Annotated in this window: 25 protein-coding genes; 13 read left to right on the top strand and 12 right to left on the bottom strand. The window is 73.8% G+C overall.

Annotated features, from left to right (window positions below):
• Positions 1–195: 195 nt before the first annotated feature.
• Positions 196–891: a hypothetical protein gene (locus tag FJ658_RS06075; protein WP_181408344.1), complete on the bottom strand. Its 696-nt coding sequence runs from the start codon at positions 889–891 to the stop codon at positions 196–198.
• Positions 892–1,085: 194 nt separating this feature from the next.
• Here FJ658_RS06075 and moaA point away from each other — a divergent pair, with 194 nt between their 5' ends.
• The 4 genes from moaA to FJ658_RS06055 all read left to right on the top strand — a co-directional run bounded on the left by moaA (position 1,086) and on the right by FJ658_RS06055 (position 4,409).
• The gene (gene moaA, locus FJ658_RS06070; protein ID WP_141144481.1) at positions 1,086–2,159 is read left to right on the top strand and encodes a GTP 3',8-cyclase MoaA; all 1,074 of its coding nucleotides are present in this window, start codon (positions 1,086–1,088) and stop codon (positions 2,157–2,159) included.
• Positions 2,152–2,400 carry a MoaD/ThiS family protein gene (locus FJ658_RS06065; RefSeq protein WP_141144480.1) on the top strand — a complete coding sequence of 83 codons (249 nt, stop codon included), beginning with the start codon at positions 2,152–2,154 and terminating at the stop codon, positions 2,398–2,400. Before moaA ends, FJ658_RS06065 begins: the two co-directional genes overlap by 8 nt.
• A 114-nt stretch (positions 2,401–2,514) precedes the next feature.
• Positions 2,515–3,357 (top strand): MTAP family purine nucleoside phosphorylase, encoded by an 843-nt coding sequence (locus FJ658_RS06060; protein ID WP_141144479.1) that lies wholly within the window; start codon positions 2,515–2,517, stop codon positions 3,355–3,357.
• Complete coding sequence (locus FJ658_RS06055; RefSeq protein ID WP_141144858.1) at positions 3,357–4,409, top strand: NAD(P)-dependent oxidoreductase; 1,053 nt, start codon at positions 3,357–3,359, stop codon at positions 4,407–4,409. The genes FJ658_RS06060 and FJ658_RS06055 overlap by 1 nt, the downstream gene beginning before the upstream one ends.
• A 66-nt stretch (positions 4,410–4,475) precedes the next feature.
• On the opposite strand, the gene FJ658_RS06050 is transcribed toward FJ658_RS06055, so the two are convergent.
• Positions 4,476–5,369 carry a sensor histidine kinase KdpD gene (locus tag FJ658_RS06050; RefSeq protein ID WP_141144478.1) on the bottom strand — a complete coding sequence of 298 codons (894 nt, stop codon included), beginning with the start codon at positions 5,367–5,369 and terminating at the stop codon, positions 4,476–4,478.
• Positions 5,356–6,099, bottom strand: coding sequence for a response regulator transcription factor (locus tag FJ658_RS06045; RefSeq protein ID WP_141144477.1), 744 nt, complete (start codon positions 6,097–6,099; stop codon positions 5,356–5,358). Before FJ658_RS06045 ends, FJ658_RS06050 begins: the two co-directional genes overlap by 14 nt.
• 179 nt (positions 6,100–6,278) lie before the next feature.
• Here FJ658_RS06045 and FJ658_RS06040 point away from each other — a divergent pair, with 179 nt between their 5' ends.
• From FJ658_RS06040 to FJ658_RS06030, 3 genes are read left to right on the top strand one after another with little or no spacing between them, the layout of a single operon-like run.
• Positions 6,279–6,950 (top strand): glycosyltransferase family 2 protein, encoded by a 672-nt coding sequence (locus FJ658_RS06040; RefSeq protein ID WP_141144476.1) that lies wholly within the window; start codon positions 6,279–6,281, stop codon positions 6,948–6,950.
• Entirely contained in the window at positions 6,947–7,612 is a 666-nt protein-coding gene (locus FJ658_RS06035; RefSeq protein ID WP_141144475.1) for a DUF2064 domain-containing protein, read from the top strand. Before FJ658_RS06040 ends, FJ658_RS06035 begins: the two co-directional genes overlap by 4 nt.
• Positions 7,609–8,343 (top strand): bifunctional 2-polyprenyl-6-hydroxyphenol methylase/3-demethylubiquinol 3-O-methyltransferase UbiG, encoded by a 735-nt coding sequence (locus FJ658_RS06030; RefSeq protein ID WP_141144474.1) that lies wholly within the window; start codon positions 7,609–7,611, stop codon positions 8,341–8,343. Before FJ658_RS06035 ends, FJ658_RS06030 begins: the two co-directional genes overlap by 4 nt.
• Here FJ658_RS06030 and FJ658_RS06025 read toward each other — a convergent pair.
• Positions 8,241–8,759, bottom strand: a complete 519-nt coding sequence (locus FJ658_RS06025) for a hypothetical protein (protein ID WP_141144473.1) — start codon at positions 8,757–8,759, stop codon at positions 8,241–8,243. The two genes, FJ658_RS06030 and FJ658_RS06025, sit on opposite strands and share 103 nt — an antisense overlap.
• Positions 8,756–9,922, bottom strand: coding sequence for a molybdopterin-dependent oxidoreductase (locus tag FJ658_RS06020; protein WP_141144472.1), 1,167 nt, complete (start codon positions 9,920–9,922; stop codon positions 8,756–8,758). The genes FJ658_RS06025 and FJ658_RS06020 overlap by 4 nt, the downstream gene beginning before the upstream one ends.
• 111 nt (positions 9,923–10,033) lie before the next feature.
• Between FJ658_RS06020 and FJ658_RS06015 the strand changes: the two genes are divergently transcribed.
• Both FJ658_RS06015 and FJ658_RS06010 read left to right on the top strand, forming a co-directional pair.
• The gene (locus tag FJ658_RS06015; protein ID WP_141144471.1) at positions 10,034–11,446 is read left to right on the top strand and encodes a glycosyltransferase 87 family protein; all 1,413 of its coding nucleotides are present in this window, start codon (positions 10,034–10,036) and stop codon (positions 11,444–11,446) included.
• Positions 11,356–12,996 carry a glycosyltransferase family 39 protein gene (locus FJ658_RS06010; RefSeq protein WP_141144470.1) on the top strand — a complete coding sequence of 547 codons (1,641 nt, stop codon included), beginning with the start codon at positions 11,356–11,358 and terminating at the stop codon, positions 12,994–12,996. The genes FJ658_RS06015 and FJ658_RS06010 overlap by 91 nt, the downstream gene beginning before the upstream one ends.
• Before the next feature lie 39 nt (positions 12,997–13,035).
• Here the strand turns inward: FJ658_RS06010 and FJ658_RS06005 are convergent, their stop codons facing one another.
• Genes FJ658_RS06005 through FJ658_RS05990 form a run of 4 tightly spaced genes read right to left on the bottom strand, consistent with a single transcriptional unit; the run spans position 13,036 to position 16,859 of the window.
• Entirely contained in the window at positions 13,036–13,449 is a 414-nt protein-coding gene (locus tag FJ658_RS06005) for a molybdenum cofactor biosynthesis protein MoaE (RefSeq protein WP_141144469.1), read from the bottom strand.
• Positions 13,442–14,470, bottom strand: coding sequence for a bifunctional molybdenum cofactor biosynthesis protein MoaC/MoaB (moaCB, locus tag FJ658_RS06000; protein WP_141144468.1), 1,029 nt, complete (start codon positions 14,468–14,470; stop codon positions 13,442–13,444). The genes FJ658_RS06005 and moaCB overlap by 8 nt, the downstream gene beginning before the upstream one ends.
• Positions 14,467–15,699, bottom strand: a complete 1,233-nt coding sequence (gene glp, locus FJ658_RS05995; protein WP_141144467.1) for a gephyrin-like molybdotransferase Glp — start codon at positions 15,697–15,699, stop codon at positions 14,467–14,469. Before glp ends, moaCB begins: the two co-directional genes overlap by 4 nt.
• Positions 15,699–16,859 (bottom strand): ThiF family adenylyltransferase, encoded by a 1,161-nt coding sequence (locus tag FJ658_RS05990; RefSeq protein WP_141144466.1) that lies wholly within the window; start codon positions 16,857–16,859, stop codon positions 15,699–15,701. The genes glp and FJ658_RS05990 overlap by 1 nt, the downstream gene beginning before the upstream one ends.
• Positions 16,860–16,949: 90 nt before the next feature.
• Between FJ658_RS05990 and FJ658_RS05985 the strand changes: the two genes are divergently transcribed.
• Genes FJ658_RS05985 through FJ658_RS05970 form a run of 4 tightly spaced genes read left to right on the top strand, consistent with a single transcriptional unit; the run spans position 16,950 to position 19,714 of the window.
• On the top strand, positions 16,950–17,378 hold the full coding sequence (locus FJ658_RS05985) for a molybdopterin-binding protein (RefSeq protein WP_141144465.1): 429 nt from the start codon (positions 16,950–16,952) through the stop codon (positions 17,376–17,378).
• Positions 17,375–18,181 carry a molybdate ABC transporter substrate-binding protein gene (modA, locus tag FJ658_RS05980; protein ID WP_181408343.1) on the top strand — a complete coding sequence of 269 codons (807 nt, stop codon included), beginning with the start codon at positions 17,375–17,377 and terminating at the stop codon, positions 18,179–18,181. Before FJ658_RS05985 ends, modA begins: the two co-directional genes overlap by 4 nt.
• Positions 18,171–18,989 (top strand): ABC transporter permease, encoded by an 819-nt coding sequence (locus FJ658_RS05975; protein ID WP_141144464.1) that lies wholly within the window; start codon positions 18,171–18,173, stop codon positions 18,987–18,989. The genes modA and FJ658_RS05975 overlap by 11 nt, the downstream gene beginning before the upstream one ends.
• Positions 18,986–19,714 carry an ATP-binding cassette domain-containing protein gene (locus tag FJ658_RS05970; protein WP_219995722.1) on the top strand — a complete coding sequence of 243 codons (729 nt, stop codon included), beginning with the start codon at positions 18,986–18,988 and terminating at the stop codon, positions 19,712–19,714. The genes FJ658_RS05975 and FJ658_RS05970 overlap by 4 nt, the downstream gene beginning before the upstream one ends.
• On the opposite strand, the gene FJ658_RS05965 is transcribed toward FJ658_RS05970, so the two are convergent.
• The 3 genes from FJ658_RS05965 to FJ658_RS05955 are packed head-to-tail and all read right to left on the bottom strand — an operon-like array spanning position 19,633 to position 21,612.
• Complete coding sequence (locus FJ658_RS05965; RefSeq protein ID WP_255447595.1) at positions 19,633–20,205, bottom strand: GtrA family protein; 573 nt, start codon at positions 20,203–20,205, stop codon at positions 19,633–19,635. The two genes, FJ658_RS05970 and FJ658_RS05965, sit on opposite strands and share 82 nt — an antisense overlap.
• Positions 20,206–20,209: 4 nt before the next feature.
• Positions 20,210–21,037, bottom strand: a complete 828-nt coding sequence (locus FJ658_RS05960) for an anti-sigma factor domain-containing protein (protein WP_141144461.1) — start codon at positions 21,035–21,037, stop codon at positions 20,210–20,212.
• A complete protein-coding gene (locus FJ658_RS05955; RefSeq protein WP_141144460.1) occupies positions 21,034–21,612 on the bottom strand; it encodes a sigma-70 family RNA polymerase sigma factor in 579 nt (192 codons plus the stop codon). The genes FJ658_RS05960 and FJ658_RS05955 overlap by 4 nt, the downstream gene beginning before the upstream one ends.
• Between the last annotated feature and the right edge of the window lie 158 nt (positions 21,613–21,770).

Genomic DNA, 21,770 nt, shown 5'->3' with positions numbered 1-21,770 from the left:
GGCGTCGGGCGTCGGGGAATCGGCCGGGTCGGTCACTCCCCCAGCCTAGAGATCGCCGGGATGCGCTCCCGACCGCCGATCGCGCCGAGAAGCGCGGGCACGTGAACGCCCCGGCGCACGGAAGAGCCCGCCGCACCGGGATGCGACGGGCTCTTCCGAGATCCGGCCGAGGCGAGCTCGACCAGGCTGTGCCGATTACTCGGTGGCGACGGTGATCTTCGCGACGCCCACGAGCAGCTGGGCCTTGACCGCGTCGGTGCCGAAGGTCGAGTTCAGCAGCTTGGCGGCGTCAGCCGAGATGTGCACCGTGGTGCCCTCGAGAACACCGTTGGTGCCCTCCATCTGCAGCGGCTTCAGGGTGCCTCCGTGGAGGTCGAAGAGGAACGCGTCCTCCGCGGCGACGGTGCCGTCGACGGTGACCTTGCCGTGGAGCTCGGAGGTGCCCGGGTCGATGACGAAGTCGGTCAGCTCGACGACCTTGCCGCCGCCGGTGAGGCTGATGCCCGAGCCGGCGTGGTCGATCTCACCCTGCACGTAGGGGCGGTACGACTTGGCCGGGTCGTAGTAGTCGACGTTGCCGCCCGTGATCGGGAAGGCGAAGACGCCATCGGTGAAGGTCGCGGTGCCCACGGTGCCCGGGGTCAGGCCGAGGCTGGTGAGCGCGTCGACGAAGCCGGCGTCGACCGTCACCTGGGTGTCGACACCCTTCGACAGGTCGGGCAGCGAGACGACGGGCTCGGGCGCGCTCTCGGACTTGGTCGTGTCCTTGCTGGGCGACGAGGAGCCGCTGTCGCTGCTCATCGAGCAGGCGGAGAGCGAGAACGCGAGAGCGCCGACGGCGACGATGCCGAGGCCGCCCTTGAGGACGGAGGACTTGGAGCTGGAGAACATGATTCGATCCCTTGGTCGGTGAATCCCGCGATCCCTTGGTGGCGGATCCCGGTTGGTGACATGGGTTCGGGCGCAGACCCGAAAGGGGTGGGCGCTGTTACCTTTTCGTGACATCGCGCACAGCCGGGACTCAGGAACCTCAGGATCGGAACAGCGGCCGAACGGCTCGCTCGTGGGTCGCCTACGGTGGGCACATGGTCGCGCTGACGCTCGGGATGCCGGGCCTCCGTCGCGCCCCGGCGACGGTCGACGACCGCCCCGAGAGCCCCGCGCTGGTCGACCGACACGGCCGCACGGCCCGTGACCTGCGGATCTCGCTCACCGAGAAGTGCTCTCTGCGCTGCACCTACTGCATGCCGGCCGAGGGCCTCCCCGCGATCGCCCGCGACCGCCTGCTCTCCCCCGCCGAGATCGCGCGCCTCGTGCGCATCGCCGTGCGCGACCTCGGCGTGCAGGATGTGCGGTTCACCGGCGGCGAGCCGCTGCTGCGAGCCGATCTCGCCGAGATCGTGGCCCGCAGCGCCGCCGTCGCCGGCGGGGCCTCGCTGTCGCTCACGACCAACGGCATCGGCCTCGACAAGCGGATCGACGCGCTCGTCGCGGCCGGCCTCACCCGCGTCAACATCTCGCTCGACACGATCGACCGCGACCACTTCGCCCGCCTCACCCGCCGCGATCGGCTGCCCGCCGTTCTCGACGGCATCCGCGCCGCCCACGCCGCCGGACTGACGCCGGTGAAGATCAACGCCGTGCTGCTGCCCGAGACGCTCGAGGGCGCCGCCGACCTGCTCGCGTGGTCGCTCGCCACCGGCAGCCGGCTGCGCTTCATCGAGCAGATGCCGCTGGATGCCGACCAGACCTGGCAGCGCGACCGGCTCGTCGACGCGCAGGCGCTGCTCGACGAACTCGGCCGCCGCTTCGACCTCACCCCGATCGGCCGTCACGACCCCGCGGCCCCGGCCGAGGAGTGGGCCGTGAGCGGACACGAGATCGACGGGCGGCCGGCGACGGTGGGCATCATCGCCTCGGTCACGCGGCCGTTCTGCGCCGCCTGCGACCGCACCCGCATCACGGCGGAGGGCGCCGTGCGGTCGTGTCTGTTCAGCGACGCCGAGGTCGACCTGCGCGCCCTGCTGCGGGGCGACGCCGACGACGAGCAGATCGCCGACCGCTGGCGCGCGGCCATGTGGGCGAAGCCGGCCGGGCACGGGATGGAGCGGGCCGACTTCGCGCGGCCGCGCACGAGCATGGGGGCGATCGGTGGCTGAGCGCGGCGTTCTCGTGCGGCACTTCGCCGCCGCGGCCGAGGCGGCGGGCTGCCGCGAGGAGGTCGTGGCCGACGTCGCCACCGTCGGCGAGCTGCGCCGCGCGCTCGTCGCCCGGCACGGCGAGCCGATGGCGCACATCCTGCGCATCGGCTCGCTGCTGGTCGACGGCGTCGCGAGCGACGACGACGCCCGCCCGCTGGGCGCGAGGGTCGACGTGCTGCCGCCGTTCGCCGGCGGGTGAGCTCGGCGGCAGACGGCTGAGGTCGGCGACGTCGCCGACCCGCGCGCCTGATCGGCGGCTGACCGCCCGCTCGCGGCGGAGCATCCCGGCCGCGCCGTGCACCATGATCGAGACATGACGGCAGCGGCGACCATCGGCATCATCGGCGGCTCCGGCCTCTACGAGCTCTTCGACGCGGATGCGGGGCGCACGATCGACGTGCCGACGCCGTTCAGCGCGACGCCCGCCCGCATCACGGTGGGCGAGCTCGGCGGCCGCCCGGTCGCATTCCTGCCGCGGCATGGAGCCGGGCACGCGGTCGCGCCGCACCTGATCGAGGCGCGCGCCAACATCTGGGCCCTCGCCTCGCTCGGCGTCACCGCGATCATCTCGACCGCCGCGGTCGGGTCGGTGAACGCCCAGTACCCGCCGCGCACGCTCGCCGTGCTCGACCAGATCCTCGACTACACGCACGGCCGCGCCGACACGTTCTACGACGCGGGCGACGTGCAGCACCTGCCCTTCGCCGACCCCTTCGATCCGGTGCTGCGCGAGCTCATGATCGCGGCGGCGCCGGAGGCCGTGCCCACGGCGACCGTCGGCGTCATCCCGGGGCCGCGCTTCTCGACCCGCGCCGAGTCGGCGCGATATCGCGGCGACGGGGCGCACCTGCTCAACATGACGCTCTCGCCGGAGGTCGCGCTGGCGGCCGAGCTGGGCATCGGCACGGCGACCCTGGCGATCGTGACCGACACCGACGCCGGCGACGCGGCCGGCGATCCGGACTCCGCGACGGCCGAGCTCGTGTTCCAGCGCCTCGCCGAGGCCCTGCCGCGCATCCGCGAGATCATCGTCGGCGTCGCCGCCGCGATCCCCGCCGACTACGCGCCGCGGCAGCTCATCGCCGCCGAGGCCGTTCAGCGGGTTCTGGCGCGGCCGGTGGCCGCTGCAGCGGACGCGGCGCGAAGCGAAGCGTGATGCGGCTCCTGATCACCGGCGGCGCCGGCTTCATCGGCTCGCACGTCGTGACCGCGGCCCTCGCGCGCGGCCACGAGGTGCGCATCCTGGACTCGCTGCGCGACGACGTGCACGCCGGCGCCGCGGTCGAGCGCCGCGACGGCGTCGAGCTGCTCGTGGGCTCGGTGGGCGACGCGGCGCTGCTCGATCGCGCACTCGCGGGCGTGGATGCGGTCTGCCATCAGGCCGCGAAGGTCGGCCTGGGCAAGGAGATCGGCGACGCCCCCGACTACGTGGCGTCGAACGACCTCGGCACCGCCGAGCTGCTCGCCGCGATGGCCCGCGCCCACGTACCGCGACTGGTGCTCGCCTCGTCGATGGTCGTCTACGGCGAGGGCGCCTACTCGGGCGCCGAGGGACCGGTGCGGCCGGCGCCGCGACGACGCGACGACCTCGACGCCGGCGTCTTCGATCCGCGAGATCCGGCGACCGGAGCGGTGCTCGCGCCCGAGCTGCTCGGCGAGGACGCCGCGCTCGATCCGCGCAACGTCTACGCCGCGACCAAGCTCGCGCAAGAGCACCTCAGCGCCGCGTGGGCGCGCGAGACGGGCGGGCGCGTGGCCGCTCTGCGGTACCACAACGTCTACGGTCCGCGGATGCCGAAGAACACGCCCTACGCCGGCGTCGCGTCGCTGTTCCGCTCGGCCATCGCCCGCGGCGAGGCGCCGCGGGTCTTCGAAGACGGCGGACAGCGCCGCGACTTCGTGCACGTCGCCGACGTCGCCGACGCGAACGTCGCGGCGCTCGACTGGGTCGACACTCAGTCGGAGGGCGCGGTGCGCGCGTTCAACGTGGGCAGCGGCCGGGTCACGACCATCCTCGAGATGGCGCGGCTGCTGGCACGCCACGCCGGCGGCGAGGAGCCCGTCGTCACCGGGGAGTACCGCATCGGCGACGTGCGGCACATCACCGCATCGTCGCAGCGCGCCGCCGAGGAGCTCGGCTGGCGTGCCCGCGTCGAGCTCGACGCCGGCATGGCCGAGTTCGCCACGGCGCCGCTGCGCGGCGACTGAGGCGCATCCGCGCGGGCGCCGCCGGATCCGCGCCGGCGAGTGCGCCGCCCGGCGCTGACCAGCGCCTCAGGCGGCCGTCAGCGCGCTGTCGGTCGGCAGACGGAACTCGAACCGGCATCCCCCGGGCACGTTGCGCACGCTGATGTCGCCCCGATGCGCCTGGGCGATGCCGCGCACGATCGCGAGACCGAGCCCCGCTCCCCCGCTCGACGCGCCCGCGCCGACCGGCGACGCAGCGGCGGCGGCTCCGCGCCATCCGGTCTCGAAGACGCGCGCGATCTCGTCGTCGGCGATGCCCGAGCCCGAGTCGACGACCGAGATCACCGGGCGACCATCGAGCACGTCGGCGCTGACCGTCACGGGCGCGTCGGGCGGGCTGTGCTGGATCGCGTTGAGCAGCAGGTTCGATACGGCGCGGCCCAGCTCGCGACCGTCGGCGAGCACCATCAGATCGCTGCCGCGCGGCACGCGGAGCCGGATCTCGCGCCCGTCGGCGCGCGAGCGGTGATCGTGCACGGCCGCGCTGACCACGTCGACGAGCGACACCGGACGCAGCTGCAGCGCGAGCGTGCCCGACTCGATCTTGCTCAGCTCGAACAGGTCGTCGACCATACCCGACAGCTGCAGCGAGAGCGCCTGGATGCGGTGGTGGAAGCGCTGCGGATCGTCGGCGACACCGTCGGCGAGCGCGGAGCTCATCGCGACGATGCCACTGAGCGGATCGCGCAGATCGTGGGCGAGGAACGCCGCGAGCTCACGCCGCGAGGCGGCGACCCGCTCGTCGCGGGCCCGCTCGTCGCGCTCGGCGTCGAGGCGCGCGGTGACGGTGGCGAGCTGTCGGGCCAACGTGGTTCTCTGCGCGCCGAGACGCGCGGCGATCAGCGCCGCCGTGAGTCCCAGCAGCGCCGCGAGCGCCGTGAGGGTCCATGCCAGTGTCGCGTAGCCGTCATTCGACCCCACCTGTGGCCTCCGTGATCTCGAATCGATAGCCAACGCCCCAGACGGTGGCCAGATGTCGGACGGAGTGGGGGTCTCGTTCGATCTTCTCCCGCAGTCGGCGCACGTGCACCGTCACGGTCGAGAGATCGCCGTGAGTCCAGCCCCAGACGACACGGAGGAGTTCGTCGCGTCGGAAGACCTGGTTCGGTCGCTTCAGGAAGAACTCCAGCAGGTCGAACTCGCGGCCGGTCAGATCGAGCTGCTCGCCGTCGAGCTCGACGCTGCGCGCCGTGGGGTCGAGCCGGAAGCCGCCGAGCTCGATCACGGTCTCCGGGGCGAACTCGGCGACCGTGCGGCGCAGGATCGCGAGCGATCGCAGCACGAGCTCGCGCGGTGCGTAGGGCTTGGCCAGGTAGTCGTCGGCGCCGGCCTCCAGCCCGTCGATGCGCGACTGCTCGTCGCTCATCGCGGTGAGCATGAGCACCGGGATGCTCGCCGTCGCGGGGTCGGCGCGCAGCCGCCGGCACACCTCGAGTCCGTCGACGCCGGGCATCATGCGGTCGAGCACGACGAGGTCGGGCCGGATGCGGGTCACCGTCGCCAGCGCGGCGAACCCGTCGGCCGCGTGGTCGACGACGAGCCCGGCGCGACGCAGGTAGCCGACGGCGACCTCCGCGAGCTCGGGCTGGTCTTCGACGACGAGCACCCGGCGATCGCGCAGACGGGCGTCGGTCGGCGCGTCGAGGTCCACAGGCTGAGGCTAAGCGACGGGGGCGCGCGTCGAGCTCGAGCGAGGCGGACGTCCAGCCTCGACGGGCCGTGCCGCATCCGGAGCCTCATCCGGAGCCGCAGCCGCGACCGCGCAACTCGTCCGCGTTCCGTAACACTTCTGCCCGGCCCCGCCCCCGGGGTCGCCAGTACGGTCGGAGCATGGTGTCCACCGCACGCGTCGACGTCGTGTTCCCGTGCCTGAACGAGGAGGCGGCACTGCCCGGCGTGCTCGCGCGCCTGCCCGAGGGATACCGCGGCATCGTCGTCGACAACGGCTCGACCGACCGCTCGGCCGAGGTCGCCGCCGCCGCGGGCGCTCTGGTCGTGTCCGAGCCGCGACGCGGCTTCGGCAGCGCGGCCCACGCCGGACTGATGGCGGCGACCGCGCCGCTGGTCGCGTTCTGCGACGCCGACGCCTCGCTCGACCCCGCCGAGCTGCAGCCGATGGCCGAGCTGATCGACGCCGGCACGGCCGATCTCGTGCTCGGCCACCGCGCCCGCGCTGGCCGGAGCGACTGGCCGCTGCACGTGCGGATGGCGAACCGCTACCTCGCCCGGCGCCTGTCGCGCATCACCGGCACCCGCATCCACGATCTCGGCCCGCTGCGCATGGCCCGCACCGAGCCGCTGCAGCAGCTGGGTCTGCGCGATCGCCGCAGCGGCTACCCGCTCGAGATGGTGCTGCGCGCGAACGCGGCCGGCTGGCGCATCGCCGAGACCGAGGTCGGCTACACCCGCCGCGTCGGCCGCTCGAAGGTCACGGGCACCGTGCGGGGCACGGCCACCGCGATCCTGGACATGTCGCGCATCCTGTCGGAGCTCGCCCGATGACCGGCGTCGTCGCGACGCCGGTGACCGTGGCCGTGATCGCCAAGGAGTGCCGGCCCGGCCTCGTGAAGACCCGGCTGCATCCGCCGCTCTCGCTCGAGCAGGCCGCCGACGTGGCCGCCGCAAGTCTGCACGACACCCTCCAGGTCGTGCGAGCGCTGCCCGCCGATCGCCGGGTTCTTTTCTTCGAAGGCCACGCCGCCGACGCGGTGCGCGACGGCTTCGAGGTGCTGCCCCAGCCCTCGGGCGGCCTGGACGAACGCCTCGGCGCGCTCTTCGACGCGGTCGACGGGCCCCTGCTGCTCGTCGGGATGGACACGCCGCAGATCACGGCCGCCGCCGTCGCGCCGTTCTTCGACGGCGTCGCGACAGCGGCCGGGTCACGGGTCACGGCGTGGTTCGGCCCCGCGCTCGACGGGGGGTTCTGGGCGCTCGGTCTGACGGCCGCCGCGCCCGGCCGCCGTCGCGGCGACCTGATCCGCGGCGTGCCGATGTCGCGCGACGACACCGGCGCCGTGCAGCGCCGTCGCCTCGTCGAGGCCGGCTGCGACGTCGTCGACCTGCCCGCGCTGCGCGACATCGACACGATCGACGACCTCACGGCGGTTCGGGATGCCCACCCGCACCTGACCACGGCGGCGGCCGCCCGGGCGGTGCCGGCGTGAGCGGCACCTTCGGCACGGGAGGCGACGAGCCGTACCGCGGCCTGCTCGGCGCGGAGGCCGCCGGGCCGCTCGTGCTGCGCCGCATCGACGGCGACGGCCCCGAGATCAGCATCGACGCCGCGCGCTGGCTCGGCCTCGCCACGGATGCCGACCTCTCCGCCCTGGATCACGCCCGCGCTCCGCTGCTCGACATCGGCTGCGGACCGGGGCGGATGGTGCGCGCCGCGGCGGATCGCTCCGTCGCCGCGCTCGGCATCGACGTCTCCGACGACGCCGTGGCGATGACCTCGGCCGACGGCACGCCGGCGCTGCGCCGCTCGGTCTTCGAGCGCCTGCCGCTCGAGGGCGGCTGGGGCACGATCCTGCTCATGGACGGCAACGTCGGCATCGGCGGCGACCCCCGCCTGCTGCTCGCCCGCTGCCGCGAGCTGCTGGCCGAGGGCGGCTCGCTCGTCGTCGAGGCGGAGAGCCAGCCCGATCTGCTCGAGACGGCCGTGTTCATCGCGGTCGACGACGACGGCCGCGAGAGCGGCCCGTTCCCGTGGTCGCGCGTCGGCCGGATCGCGCTGCGGGAGCTCGTGCTCGAGGTCGGGCTGCAGCTCGACGACGAGTGGGAGACGAGCGGGCGCTACTTTCTGCGAGCGCGGCGCGCCGACAGCCTCGGCACGACGAGCGCGACCGCGATCGCCACGACCGCCAGGGTCCAGATCACGGCGAGCGAGAGCAGATAGGGCGTCGTCGCGATCGTCGGGTTCGCGCTGCCGCGCTGATTGGCGAGCAGGCCCGGGATGCCGACCGCGGTGAGCACTCCGGCGACGACCACAGCCCCCTGCACGACCGCGGCCGCGCGAGCGCTGATGCGCAGCCGGTCGCGCGCCCGCAGCAGGCCGAGGCCCGCGGCGACGAGCAGCGGAGCCAGCACCGCGTCGTGCAGCAGCACGGCCACCACGAGCCACACGGCGAGCCCCGGGTAGCGCTTCGGCGCGACGTCGTTCAGCAGGATGATCGCTCCCACGACGCAGATCGCCACGCCCCCGACCAGCAGCACGAGACGCGCGACGCGGTAGGGACCGGAGATCGGCGACTCGGCGAACAGCGGGAGTGCGCGCATCCGGGCCAGCAGGCCGATCGCGGGGCGGCCGCTCATCGCACGACCTCGATCGTGGCGAGCCATTTCGTCTGCAGAGCGCCCGGACGGCCCGGCGCGATGATGCGCGCCGGGTAGCCGTGATCGATGTCGAGCACGTCGCCGTTGAGCTCGAGCGCCACCAGGGTGAGCGGGTCGGCGGAATAGGCGGCCGGCATCTCCATGCGGCTGGTCACCCCGCTGCGCTGCAGGCTGCGTACGCGCAGGTCGCTCGCGGCCGGGGCGCCGACCGCCTCGAGCAGGTCGCGCATGCGCACGCCGCGCCACTGAGCCGACTGGCTCCAGCCCTCGACGCAGGCGATCGGCAGGTCGGCGGTGGTCTGCGGCAGCGCACGCAGCGCATCCAGATCGAGGTGATGACTCACGCCGTCGACCACGACCTCGAGCTCCCAGGCGGGCGACTTCGCCTGCGCGATCACCCCGGCCTGCATCGCGGTTTTATTGACGGGCAGTCCCTGCGGGCCGATGTTCTGCTTGCGCGGCGCGAGCACGTCGAAGGGCTTGAGCGCGTCGATCGTCTGACCCGCGGTCGTCAGCGTGACCGCCCCCACCGAGACCCCGACCACGCCGACGAAGCCGCGGCGCGAGATCACCGTGCCGGCCTGCGGTCGATCGCGGGGCCCGCTGCGCCAGTAGCGCGCGATGAGCGGCAGCTTCACGGCGATGTGGATCGCGAGGCTGCCGAAGACCACCCAGCCGAGCGCGAAGTGCGTCTGCCGGAACGGGAACGGGAACACGTAGACCTGGAAGATGTTGAGCAGACCGATCGCGACCTCGACCAGCGAGGCCGTGATCAGCACCGCGATCGACAGCCGCTCCAGGATGCCCGCGACCGAGCGGAACGGCGGCCATTCGAACAGGCGGGGGAAGACCGTCCAGAGCTTCGCGAGCAGCAGCGGGATCGAGGCGATCCCGCTGATCACATGGGCGCCCTGGGTGATGCGGTAGATGCTCACGGGTCGCGGCGCGGTGATCCAGTACGGGTAGTCCTGCAGGATGTGGCTGAACACCCCGGTCAGGAAGCAGATCGTGAACGCGGCGCCGAGCAGGCGGCCGATGACGACCGCGGTGCGCGTCGACTTGACGGGATCGGAGGCGGTGCGCCGCAGCCGCGCGAAGACCGGCTCGAGCCGGTCGGAGACGCGCGTGGTCAGATCCGCCATGCACTCAGTGCACCACGGACGACGGCCGGAGCGCAGAGCGAAACATTACGGTTCGCAGACAGAGCCCCGTGCGGGGCCCGGCGCCACACCCCCACCAGCGAGGATCGAGGGGTGAGAGCAGCGGTCGCGGTCGTGCTCGCCGCGGTCACGGCCGCGGCGATCGGCTGGTCGACCCTCATGTTCACGACCATGCGCGCGGGCGAGAGGCCCGCCCTGACGACCTGGATCGCTGTCGCCTGGGTGCTCTTCGCCCTCGCCGTGCTGGCGCTGCGCCGGGTGCCGGCACGCGCCGTCGCGGCGGTGGTGCTGGCGGGGTCGGCGCTGATCGGCGCGGCGGGACTCCTCGCTCCCCCGAATACGAGCAACGACTCCGCCCGCTACGCCTGGGACGGCATCGTGCAGAAGGCGGGGATCTCGCCCTACGACCATCCACCGGCCTCCGACGCGCTCGACGATCTGCGCCCCGAGTGGCTGTTCCCCGCACCCACCTCGGTCGGCAGCGGCGCCGACGGCGAGATCTCCTGCCCGGGCTACCGCTACGACGGCGTGCGCAGTGTCGACGACGGCGATCCGCTGTGCACGGCGCTCAACCGCCCGACCGTGCTGACGATCTACCCGCCCGTCGCCGAGGCCTACTTCGTGGTGGTGCGACTGTTCGTGCCGCCCGAGGCCGAGTACCTGCCGATGCAGATCGGCGGTCTCGTGCTCTCGCTCGGGGTCACGGCCGGGCTGATCGCGGCGCTGCGCCGTCGGGGCATGGATGCGCGCTGGGCGGCCCTCTGGGGCTGGTGCCCGCTGGTGGCGACCGACGCCGTGAACAACGCGCACGTCGACGTGCTCGGCGCGGCCCTCGCCGTGCTCGGCACGCTGCTCATCAGTCGCGGCCACCGCGTCTGGGGCGGCATCGCGCTCGGGGCGTCGATCGCGACCAAGCTCATCCCGGTCATCGTGGCGCCGCCGCTGATCCGCCGGCGTCCCGTCGCCGTGATCGTGGCCGCCGTGCTGACCTTCGGCGCCGTCTACATCCCCGCCGTCATCGCCTCGGGTCCGCAGGTGCTCGGCTATCTGCCCGGCTATCTGAAGGAGGAGGGCTACGAAGACGGCTCGCGGTTCGCTCTCCTGTCGCTCGTGCTGCCGGGGTCCTGGACGCTGCCGGTCGCGGCCGTGATCCTCGCCGGCGTCGCGGTGCTCTGCGTGCTGCGCACCGACCCGACGCGGCCGTGGATGACCCAGGTCGTGCTCGTCGGCATGACCCTGCTGATCGTGAGCCCGCGCTACGCCTGGTACGCGCTGCTGCTCGTGCCGTTCATCGCGCTGAGCCGACGGTGGGAGTGGTTCGCCGTCGTGCTGGCGCTCAGTGCGCGCTCGCTGATCCCCTCGCTGACCGTCAGCCGGGTCGCGCTCGCGATCGCCGCGGTCGTGCTGATCGCCGCGTGGCTGATCCGCCGACGTCGTCGCGCGTCGCCGACCCTCGCGCCGGCACCGGGGTCGGCACCGACGTCGACGCTGGAGGCGGCACCGTGACCGCCCTCGACGAGCGCACCGGCCTCGACCGGTCGCCGGCGCCCCTCGCGCCCCGGCGCCCGCTGCGCTCCTGGCAGCTCGCGTCGCTGCTCGGCTTGATCGCGGCCGTCGTGACGGGCGCCTTCTCGTGGGTCCCGTCGCTCTGGTACGACGAGGGCGCGACTGTCACGGCGACGACCCGCGACGTGGATGCGCTCGGCGTGCTGGTCAGCCGGGTCGACGTCGTGCACGCCCTCTACTACTGGCTGATGCACCAGTGGTTCGACCTGGTCGGCTACTCGGCCGTCGCGCTGCGGGTGCCGAGCATCCTGGCCGCCGGGGTCGCCGTGGCGCTGACGGTGCTGCTCGTCGAGCGGCTGGCGACGCGGCGGCTCGCGGTCATCACCGCCGTGGTGCTGATCGCGATCCCGCGGTTCAGCTGGGCGGGCGGCGAGGGTCGCAGCTACGCCCTCGGGCTGGCGCTCGCGACGCTGTCGACGCTGCTGCTGGTGCTCGCGATCGAGTCCGGGCGTGCGGAGGCGGGGCGACGCGTGCTCTGGACCGCCTTCGCGGTCGTGACCGGCCTCTCGATCGTGCTCTACCTCTACCTCGTGCTGCTGCTCGCCGCCCAGGCCGTCGCGGTCGTGACGCTGCTCGCGGCGCGCCGGCTCGCGCCGCGCCGTGCCGCGCCGTTCGCGCTCGTGACCGCCGCCGTGCTGCTCGCGACGGCTCCCCTGCTGGTGGTCGCTGAGAGCCAGAAGGGGCAGGTGGGCTGGATCCACCCGCTGGATGCGACGACTCCGCACGCGGTGCTGGTCACGCAGTTCTTCCCCAAGGCGGCGCCGTTCGCCCTCATCGGCGGGCTGGCCGCGGTCGTCGGCATCGCGCTGCTGCTGCGCGCTCATCGCGCCCGACCGGTGCTGGTCGCGATGACGCTCGCGACGCTCGTCGTGCCGACCCTCGCGCTGCTCGTCGCCACGGTCGTCATCACCCCGCTCTACTCGCCGCGCTACCTGACGTTCTCGCTGCCGGCGCTCGCGATCCTGATCGCGGTCGCGATCGACGCGCTCCCCCGGCGGGCGGTGCGCATCGTCGCTCTGCTCGCGGTGCTCGCTCTCGCGGCTCCGCCCTGGGTCGCCCAGCGGATGCCCGAGGCGAAGCAGCACAGCGACTGGAGCCAGGTCGCCGCCTACGTCGAGAGCGAGAGCCGCGAGCTAGCCTCCGAGGAGTCGACGAGTCCGGGAACGCCCGTCGACGCACAGGCCGGCGTGGTCTGGGGCGGTCTGCGCGAGCACCCGACGTCGACGTCGCGCGTGATCGCTCAGAGCTATCCGGCGTCGTTCGCCGGGCTCGACGACATCAATGCCGCCGGGCCGCCGCGGGGGCTCTGGCAGAAGAACACGCGCCTGACACCCGACTCGCTCGACGGCTACCGCTCGGTCTGGTACGTCGTCAGCAACCACTCGCTCACGCAGGACGAGAAGTTCACCGTGTTCGCGGAGGCCGGCTTCGCGCTCGCGCAGACCGAGCACTTCAGTCGCACCGACGTGTACCTGTTCACCCGGGACTGACCGCGACGCCGGCGCTTCCGGTCCCTCCGGCGCATCCGGTCAGAGCCCGACCCACTCCGAACGCCCGTCGGTGAAGGTCTGGCGCTTCCAGATCGGCACGGTCTGCTTGATCAGGTCGACCAGGTCGGAGCAGGCCGCGAATGCCTCGGCGCGGTGCGCCGACGCCACGCAGGCGACGAGGGCCACGTCGCCCACGCCGAGCTCGCCGATGCGGTGCACGGCGACGACGCGCAGGCCGCCGCGCTCGGCGATCGTCGCGCAGGCGCGCTCGAGATAAGCGGCCGCATCCGGATGCGCCTCGTACTCCAGCGCGGTCACGGCGCGTCCGTCGTCGTGGTCGCGCACGACGCCGCGGAACGTCACGACGGCACCCGCGGTCGACGCCGCCACGGCCGACTCGAGCTCGGCGACGTCGATCGGATCGCGGGTGATGCCGCTGCCCGGCTCAGCCATGGTCGGCGTGACCGGCGAGCTGCTGCAGCAGGTGGTCGAGCAGGCCGTCGAGCACGGCGATGCCGTCGCGCACCCCGCCGGTCGACCCCGGCAGGGTCACGACGACGGTCCCGGCCTCGGAGACCCCGGCGACGCCGCGCGACAGCGCCGCCGTCGGCGTGCTCGCGAGCCCGCGGCCGCGCACCGCCTCGATCACGCCCGGCAGCTCGCGTCGCAGCCGCGAGCGCACCACGTCGGGGGTCTGATCGCCGGGGCCGAGCCCGGTGCCCCCGGTCGTGATGAGCACGCGCGGGCGTGCGGCGAGCGCCGCGTCGACCGCCGCGGCCACCTCGGCGTCGGCGACCACCCGCGGCGGAGCGACATCGAAGCCGCGCGAGCGCAGCCAGTCGACGAGGAGCGGGCCCGTTCGGTCGTCAGCCTCGCCCGCCGCGGCGCGCGTCGACGCCACGATGACGACGGCCGTGCGGATCTGGGCGACGTCCGTCGCGGCGGCGTCCACCGACACGGCAGCGTGGCCGCCCCCGGTCGACGGCTCGCCGCGGCCGACCGCGGCGCCGCGCATCCACTCGCCGTGCCGCCCGCCCGACTTGCTCTCGAGGCGCACCTCGGTCAGCGTCGCCGCCGGGTCGACCGCCTTGATCATGTCGTGCAGGGTCAGGCCGGCGACGGCGACGGCCGTGAGCGCCTCCATCTCGACGCCCGTGCGCGCCGTCACGCGGGCCGTCGCCGTGATCCGGATGCCGCTGTCGTCGAGCTCGAAGTCGACCGACACCGAATCGAGCGGCAGCGGATGGCAGAGCGGGATGAGCTCGCTCGTGCGCTTGGCCCCGCCGATGCCGGCGAGGCGGGCGGTCGCGAGCACGTCGGCCTTCGGCAGTCCGTCGGCGCGCACCAGGGCGATCACCTCGGGGGTGGTCAGAAGCCGTCCCGAGGCGACCGCCTCGCGGGCCGTGACCGGCTTGGCTCCGACGTCGACCATGCGCGCCCGCCCGTCGGCATCCAGATGACTGAGTCCGCTCACAGGCGCACCACCTCGACCTCGGTTCCGGCCGGCAGGGCGGTGACCTCCGCCGGCACATCGATCAGCGCATCCGCCGCGGCGAGACCCGCCACGAGGTGCGAGCCCGGGCCCGAGACCGGCGCGACGCCGTCGTCGTCGACGAGCCGCGCGCGCAGCAGCTGCTGCCGACCGCGCGGCGACTCGATGGCGTCCGCCAGGCGGCGCACCTCGCGCACCGCCGCCGGCATCCCCGCGTGCTCGCGCAGCAGCGGGGCGACGAACACTTCGAACGACAGCTGCGTGCTCACGGGGTTGCCCGGGAATCCGACGACCGGCACGCCGTCGAGCACAGCGACGGACTGGGGGCCGCCCGGCTGCATCGCGACCGTGCCGACCCAGGCGCCCCGCGGCTCGAGCGCCTCACGCACGACCTCGAAATCGCCCTGCGAGATGCCGCCCGAGGCGATCACCAGGTCGGCCGCGGCGAGCGCGGCGTCGAGCTGAGCGTCGAACGCCGCCACGTCGTCGATCACTCGGGCGCGCAGCACGACCTCGGCGCCCACGGCGACGATCGCCGCGGCGAGCGCGACGGCGTTCGCGTCGTGGACCTCGCCAGGACGCGGCACGGCCGCGACGTCGATCAGCTCGGAGCCGGTGGTGAGCACCGCGATGCGCGGCCGCCGGCGCACGGTCACCTCGGTCACGCCCGCCGCGGCGAGGGCGCCGAGGTGGCGCGCCTGCAGGTGGAGACCGGCGGGGAGCAGCGTGTCCCCCGCGCGCACGTCGCTGCCGCGGTCGCGGACGAAGGTGCCCGGCGCGACGGCGGCGGCGAAGGAGACCCGACCGTCGCTCGTCTCGACGCGCTCGACCGGCACGACGGCATCCGCCCCCTCGGGCACGACCGCGCCCGTCATGATGCGCACGGCGGTGCCCGGCGCCAGCGGGTCCGGTTCGCCGGCCGCCGCCGCGACGACACCGGCGACCGGCAGCATCACCGGGGCCCCGCCCAGGTCGGCCGCGCGCACGGCGAATCCGTCCATCTGCGAGTTGCGGAACAGCGGCAGGTCGACCGGCGAGGTCACGGTCGTCGCGGTGGTGCGGTGCAGCGCGGCCTCGAGCGGCAGCGTCTCGACCTCGTCGGGCAGCGCGGGCTCGATGACGCGCCGCAGCAGCGCCGCGTGCTCGACGAGCGCGGGGACGCGACCGAGGTGCGTCGCCGGCCACGCGACAGCCGGTGCCGTCTCGGTCATCAGTACCTCCGCATGCTCGGGTCGACCTCGGTCGCCCAGGCGTCGATCCCGCCGCGCAGATGCCGCACCCGGGTGAATCCGCGCTCGCGCAGCCGGGTGAGGGCCGCGGCGGATCGGACGCCGTGGTGGCAGTAGATCACGAGTCGGTCATCCGGGCCGATGCCCGACTCGTCTGACTCGGCGAGCTCGTCGAGACGAGCGAGCGGCAGGGCGATCGCCCCCGGCAGGGCGACCAGGTCGACCTCCCAGGGCTCGCGCACGTCGAGGAGGGCGGGGGCCTCGGGGCCGTCGAGCTCCTCGCGCAGCGCCGCCGCCGTGACCTCCTCGCTCGCACTCGGCAGGCCGCACAGCAGCTCGTAGTCGACCAGGGCCGTGACCGGCTCGCGCTCCGGCGCCCGGACGAAGCGCACCTCGCTCAGGCGCGCGGTGAGCGCGTCGACGATGGCGACGCGGCCGAGCAGCGGCTCACCCGGGCCGCCGAGCAGCTTGACCACCTCGGCCACCATGAGCGCCGCGGTCATCGCACAGGCCGGCGGGTACACGCCGTCCTCGGCGCAGCTGCGCACCGACCCCGGCGGCGGCGGCGTCGGGAACAGGTCGCGGTAGTCCGGCGATCCCGGGGCGACCGCCGACACCTGCCCGCCGAAGCGGCTCACCGAGCCCCAGACCAGCGGGATGCCGAGCAGCGCGGCGATGTCGTTCGCGAGATAGCGGGTCGGGAAGTTGTCGCTGCCGTCGACGAGCAGGTCGTAGTCGCCGACCAGCGCGGCGGCATCGTGCGCCGTCAACCGCACCGGATGCTCGACCACCCGTGTCGTCGGCGACAGCATCCGCAGCTTCTCGGCCGCCGAGGTCGTCTTGAGGCGCCCGACGTCGTGCGGCGTGTGGATCGTCTGCCGCGGCAGATTGCTCGTCTCGACGGTGTCGTCGTCGACGATGCCGATCGTGCCGACGCCGAGCGCCGCCAGTGCCGGCAGCACCGAGCTGCCGAGGCCGCCGGCGCCGATCACGAGCACCCGCGCTCGCTGCAGCGCCCGCTGCGTCTCGAGCTCGAACCCGGGCAGAGCCAGCTGGCGGGCGAATCGCGCGTCGACGTCACCCGGCTCGGCGACGAGACCGACGAGATCGTCGAGATCGTCGAGACCGTCGACCCTGCGCATGGCGCAATTGTGACAGGGTCCGGACGGAGCGGGCCAGGCGCCGCATCCACGGCTAGATTCGAAGTCTCACGACGAGGATGCGGAGATTCCATGACGACGAGGTACCGGGTCAGCGAGGCGGCCGCCGTGCTGGGGGTGAGCGACGACACCGTGCGGCGCTGGGGCGATTCCGGTCGGCTCACGATCGAGCGGGGCGACTCGGGCCCGCTCAGCGTGGATGGGCGCGAGCTGGCGCGGGTCGCGCTCGAGCTGGGCGAGGCGTCGGAGCTGTCGTCGGTGTTCCCGACCGCTCGGGCCTCGACCCGCAACCGCGTGACCGGGATCGTGACGCGCGTCGTGCGCGACGGCGTGATGGCGCAGGTCGAGCTGCAGGCCGGCCCGTTCCGGATGGTCTCGCTCATCAGCCGAGAGGCGGCCGACGAGCTCGAGCTGCAGCCCGGCGTCCTCGCCGTGGCGACGGTCAAGGCGACGAACGTGGCCGTCGAACTGCCCGACACGCCCCGCCGGAGCGAGTCGTGAGCGGGTGCCGCGCCGCGCGCGCCGCATCCGCCGCTCTGATCGCCGGTATCGCCGCCCTCGCGCTCGCCGCCTGCTCCTCCCCCGGCCCGACGTCGTCGTCAGCCCCGTCGTCGACGGCCGACGAGCTGAGCGGCACCGTGACCGTGTTCGCGGCCGCGTCGCTCACCGAGGTGTTCGGCGAGGCCGAGAAGATCTTCGAGAAGCAGCACCCCGGCGTCGACGTCGTGATCTCCTACGGCGGCAGCTCGGCCCTGGCCGAGCAGATCCTGAGCGGCGCCCCCGCCGACGTGTTCGCGGCCGCGAGCCCGGCGACCATGACGACCGTGGTCGACGGCGGCGGCGCGGAGGGCGAGCCGACGGTGTTCGCCACCAACACCCTCGAGATCGCGGTGCCGCGGGGCAATCCCGCCGGCATCGAGGGTCTCGCCGACCTGGCCGACCCGCAGCGCACGATCGCGCTCTGCGCCCCGGAGGTGCCGTGCGGCGCCGCGGCCGCGACGGTGTTCCAGAGCGCCGGTCTCACCGCCGCCCCCGACACCCTGGAGCAGGACGTCAAGGGCGTGCTGACCAAGGTCCGCCTCGGCGAGGCGGACGCGGGACTCGTCTATCGCACCGACGTGCTGTCGGCGGGCGGCGACGTGACGGGCATGCCCTTCGATGAGGCGGCCGACGCCGTCAACGACTACCCCATCGCGCTGCTCGCCGACGCGCCCTCGCCCGAGGCGGGCCAGGCCTTCGTCGACTGGGTGCTGTCGGATGCGGGCCAGAAGCTCCTGAAGAAGGCGGGGTTCGGTGCCCCCTGAGCGACGGGCGCCGCGCTGGGCGAGCGGGGTCGCGATCTGGGTTCCCGCCGCGATCGCGCTCGCTCTCCTGGTGCTGCCTCTGGTCGCTCTGATCGTGCGCGCGCCCTGGGGTGACATCACCGCCGTGCTCGGGCAGACGAACGTGGTGCAGTCGCTCGGCCTGTCGATCGCGACGGCGGCGACGTCGACGGCCATCAGCCTCGTGCTCGGAGTGCCGCTGGCGCTGGCCCTCGGCCGCACGCGCAGCTGGCCGGTCATCCCGCGCCGACTGCTGCGCGCCCTCGTGACCGTGCCGCTGGTGCTGCCGCCCGTGGTCGGCGGCGTCGCCCTGCTCCTCCTGCTGGGGCGACGCGGCCTCATCGGATCGCTGCTCGACTCCGCGTTCGGCATCACGATCCCGTTCACCACGACGGCCGTGGTGATCGCGCAGGTCTTCGTCTCGATGCCGTTCCTGGTGCTCGCGGTCGAGGGCGCGCTGGGCGCCTCCGACCGCCGGGTCGAGATCGCGGCGGCGACACTCGGCGCCCGCCCGCTCACGATCCTGCGCCGCGTGACCCTGCCGCTGATCTGGCCCGGCCTCAGCGCCGGGGCGCTGCTCTGCTTCACGCGCGCCCTCGGCGAGTTCGGCGCCACGGTCACCTTCGCGGGCAGCTTCCCGGGCGTGACGCAGACGCTGCCGCTGGCCACCTACCTGCAGATGCAGACCGATCCCGACGCCGCGATCGCGCTCGCGCTGGTGCTGATGGCCGTGTCGCTGGTCGTGCTGGTGAGCCTGCGCGACCGCTGGATCCCCGGGCTGTCGTCGTGAGCGGGCTCGAGGCGCAGGTCGTCGCCTCCCGCGGCGCCTTCACCGTGGATGCGCGGCTGACGGCGCCCGGCGGCACCACGCTCGCGCTGCTCGGCGCCAACGGCGTGGGCAAGTCGACCCTGCTGCAGGCGATCGCCGGCATCCTGCCTCTCGACGCGGGCCGCGTCGCCGTCGGCGACCGAACGCTCGCCGACGCCGCGACCGGGCGGGAGACGCCGATCGCCGAGCGCCGGGTGGGCGTGGTGTTCCAGGACTACCTGCTGTTCCCGCACCTGACCGTGCTCGACAACGTGGCGTTCGGGCCGCGCTCCCGAGGGCTAGGGCGGCGGGAGGCGCGCGCGCGGGCCCGCGACTGGCTCGACCGCGTCGGCCTGGCCGAGGCGGCCGACCGGCATCCCGATCAGGTCTCGGGCGGCCAGGCGCAGCGGGTCGCTGTCGCGCGCGCGCTCGCGAGCGAGCCGGATCTGCTCCTGCTCGACGAGCCTCTGGCGGCGCTCGACGCCGAGACGCGGGTGGACATGCGCGACGAGCTCGCCGGCCATCTCGCGCGCTTCGCCGGCCCGGCGATCGTGATCACCCACAGCCGCGCCGACGCGGTCGCGCTGGCCGCCGACGCCGTCGTGCTCGACGGGGGTCGGGTGAGTCAGGCCGGGTCGCTCGCCGAGGTGCTGGATGCGCCTATGAGCGGGTTCGCGCGGCGCTTCGCCGACGGCGACTTCGGCTGAGCGGCGTCGCCCGTGACCGCGTCGCGCGCGACGCCCTCCACGGGACCGTCGGCGGTCTCCTCCTCGGGCCCGGAACGGAACACGATCAGCTGGTAGCAGGCGAAGCGGAACGCGGTGCCCAGAGCCACCCCGATGACGTTGCCCGAGATGTTGTCGGCCACCACGCTGCGGAATCCGAGCAGGTAGTGCGAGATGCCGAGGCAGCCGGCGGCGATCAGCAGCCCGCCCACGTTCGCGAGCACGAACAGCAGCAGCTCGCGGCCGATCGGCTGCTGACGCCGTCGCCGGAACACGAGCGTGCGGTGCCCGATCCAGGCCACCGCGATCGAGACCGTCGCCGCAAGGATCTTCGCGACGACGACCTCATCGGCGAGCACGGTGGCCCTCAGCAGGTTGAACAGGCCCGCGTCGACGACGAACGCGATCGCGCCGACGACGCCGAAGGCGCCCAGGCGGGCGACGAGCCGCGCGCCGCGGCCGGTGCCCGGCACGCGGTCAGGCCGTCGTGATCGCGACGATCGGGGTCGTCGTCGGCTGCTTCGAACCGCCATCGGGCTCGACCGTGACGCCGATCGTGTCGCCCTTCGACCAGCTGCCCGAGAGCGGCGTGGTCGTCGCGTCCTGCCCGGCGCGGAAGGTTCCCGCCGACGTCGCGGCGCCGCTGCCGTCGATGTACCAGAGCTGATAGATCTCATCGGCCGAGAGTCCGCTGAGGTCGCGCGTGGTCAGCACCGAGCGCTTCTCCGAGGGCGACCAGGCGAGCTCGGCGGTACCGCCGCCGACCACATCGGCCGAGGCGCGCTGCACGTCGGCGGCGCTCGTGACCGCGCTGATCTCCTGGCCGCGCTGCAGCACCGGAAGGCCTGCCACGCCGCCCACGACGCCGCCGATCACGACCAGGCCGGCCGCGACCGACACCAGGGTCGAGCGCAGTCCGCCCCAGCGGGAGCGGGCCTTCAGCTCAGCCGGAGTCGGCTCGGCCGGGGTCTCGACCGCGGTGACCGGCACGGCACCGACCGCGGGAACGGCGACGGGCGCGACGGGGTCGACGCTCGGGGCCGTCTCGGCGGGCCGGGCCTGCTGCGGCAGGTCGGCGATCGCATCCAGGATGCTCGCGCGCAGCTCGGGGCGCGGCTGCTCCGGCTCGATGGCGAGGCCGAGGTACACGGCGGTGTCGGCGAGCTCGGTCGCCTCGGACCGCACCTCGTCGGCGTCGGCCAGGAAGCGCTCGAACTCCGCGCGCTCGGCATCGTCCAGCGCATCCAGAGCCCATGCTCCGGTCAGGGCGGCGAGCTCGTCGCGACGACGGTCGTCGGTGGTCATGAGGTCACCCCCATCTCATCGCGCAGACGGATCATGCCGTCGCGCAGTCGGGTCTTCACGGTTCCCAGCGGGATGTGCAGCATCTCCGACACCTCGCGGTGAGAGTAGCCGCCGTAGTAGGCGAGCACCACGGCCTGGCGCTGGAGGTCAGTGAGTCGGCCGAGCGCGACCTTGACGCGCTCGTTCTCGACGCGCACCTCGACGTTCTCGGCCACGACGTCGACGTCGGGCTCCCAGTCGCGGATGCCGATCCGGCTGTCGCGGTCACGGCTGGCCTGCGAGGCGCGCACGCGGTCGACGGCGCGGCGGTGGGTCATGGTGAGCACCCACGAGACGGCGCCGCCCTTGGCTGCGTCGTAGTGCGAGGCGCCCTGCCAGATCTCGAGGAAGATCTCCTGCGTGACCTCCTCCGACTGCGCGTGGTCGCGCAGCAGGCGCTTCACGAGTCCGAAGACCCGCGACGACATGCGGTCGTAGAACGCCGCGAAGGCGGTGCGATCGCCGCCGGCGATCTGCTCGAGAAGCTCCTCGGAGCTGATGTCGGCGCGCGAGTCGGGGGTCGCGTCGTCGGCCATGTGGTCCAGCCTCGCACGTCGATCTGCGAATGCGGGGGACGTGGAGGGCGACACCAGGAATGCGGTCATCGCTCTGCTCCTTCCTGTCCGGCCCGTGTGACGGGGTGCGGTGCGGGGCCAGCCACTGGGAGGTGGCCCCGCACCGGGTCTGCGGGCAT

The sequence above is a fragment of the Schumannella sp. 10F1B-5-1 genome, assembly GCF_006517535.1.
Classification (GTDB): domain Bacteria; phylum Actinomycetota; class Actinomycetes; order Actinomycetales; family Microbacteriaceae; genus Schumannella.
Note: the sequence above shows the minus strand (reverse complement) of the source record. Positions and strands in the feature narration are given on the sequence as shown.